Below are 1413 nucleotides of genomic sequence, written 5' to 3' on the forward strand. Positions count from 1 at the left end.
GGCACACCTGGACCGAGCTGTACGTGGCCACGAAAAGGTACCCGCGGCGGGCACACACCAACGCCGACCCGACGCACCCAACGTGGCTGACCGGGCGCGGGCGCGCCGGGCGCCGGGCTGAGAACCGCCACCCTTCGCCGAAGTGCTGTGCATCTCAGACCTGTACCTAAGTGACAACTGCCTCGACCAACTCGGGCAGACCCGGGCACCAAGCTCGCTTGCGGCTCTCACGTGCAAGGACCATCGGCGTTAGCGGGCGACGCGAGCCCATGTCCTGATTGCTACCGGCAGGTGAAGGTCAGGCCTGTGCAGCCGGCAAGGCGCATCAGCTCGCGCCCAAGCGGCGCCACCCGGCTGCCCGAAGTTGAAGGCCGCCGTGTAGACAATGCACCGCGACGACGCTGAGCGCGGATCGTTGCGCCGTGCGATGGCTATGCGATTCCTGTTCGCGGCTTGATTGCAATCACGACGTCCTGCCCGCTCATACCGTCCGTTCGGCCGCACCACGTGCCGTAGCGCAAGGGATCCCGAAGCTCGAGGCCGCATTTCCCATACAGATACCTGACGAAGCCTTCCGGGTAGGCGATCGCCGCTTCAGGATTTTCGAAGTTGGTCATCCGATAACCTGGCATCTCATGCTCGAACTTAAAAGATCCCTTTCCCTCCCTGATTAGGGCTAACGACTCCTCGTTGAGGAGGAAGAAGGTGATTAGGCTTCGCCCGCCCGGCTTCAGCACACGGAAGATCTCGTACAGATATTGCCTCACGTCCTGCGGCAACATGTGCGTGAACACTGAGGCAAGAAACACTACATCGAACGACCCGTCGGGATACGGAAAACTGAACTCTGACGACTTGTATCTCCCTTTCGGGTTGTACACTCCGTTCTGAATATCTATGACCTTGAATTCGAAGTTGGGATGTGATTCCGAGATATTCTCCGTGCACCACGCGATTGCTTCCGTTGAGACATCGAAGCCGGCGTAGCGGCCCTCGCGGTTCAGGTAGCCGGTGAGCGGCAGCGCCATCCGCCCTGAGCCGCAACCAACGTCGAGCACTGCATCGCCTGGCCGCAACCTACATAGGTCAACCAAATAACCCAAGAATTCATTGCCGATTGCCTTATACGCGTCAGCGCCACCGCCACCCACCCAATTCTGGAGCTTCTCGGGGGGCAACAACTCACCGGCCGACCGGCAGTTCGCAGTCGAAGTGGGATCCGAGTCGGGCGGAACACTCCCGATCACTGGCTCCATGAGGCCACCTTACTGTCGTGAGAGGTACAAACCTGAGATACAGAGCACTTCGTCGAGGCTGGCGGTGCGCAGCCCGGCATCGGCGGCCGGTCGGCTCCGATGGTCGGGCGGAACGGGGTCGCTGTTTTGCACACCGCGGGCTCTGTCCAGGCGTGCG

At 61.3% G+C, this 1413-nt stretch carries 1 protein-coding gene; it reads right to left on the bottom strand.

The annotated features are described in order from the left end of the window. Nucleotides 1-431: 431 nt before the first annotated feature. Nucleotides 432-1256, bottom strand: coding sequence for a class I SAM-dependent methyltransferase (locus AC5Y4Z_RS26205; RefSeq protein ID WP_499967947.1), 825 nt, complete (start codon nt 1254-1256; stop codon nt 432-434). Between the last annotated feature and the right edge of the window lie 157 nt (nt 1257-1413).

This window comes from Mycobacterium sp. NGS63, assembly GCF_059812295.1.

Bases quoted from the DNA above. Each gene is read 5' to 3' on its own strand.
- AC5Y4Z_RS26205 (WP_499967947.1), bottom strand. From the start codon at position 1,256: ATGGAGCCAGTGATCGGGAGTGTTCCGCCCGACTCGGATCCCACTTCG.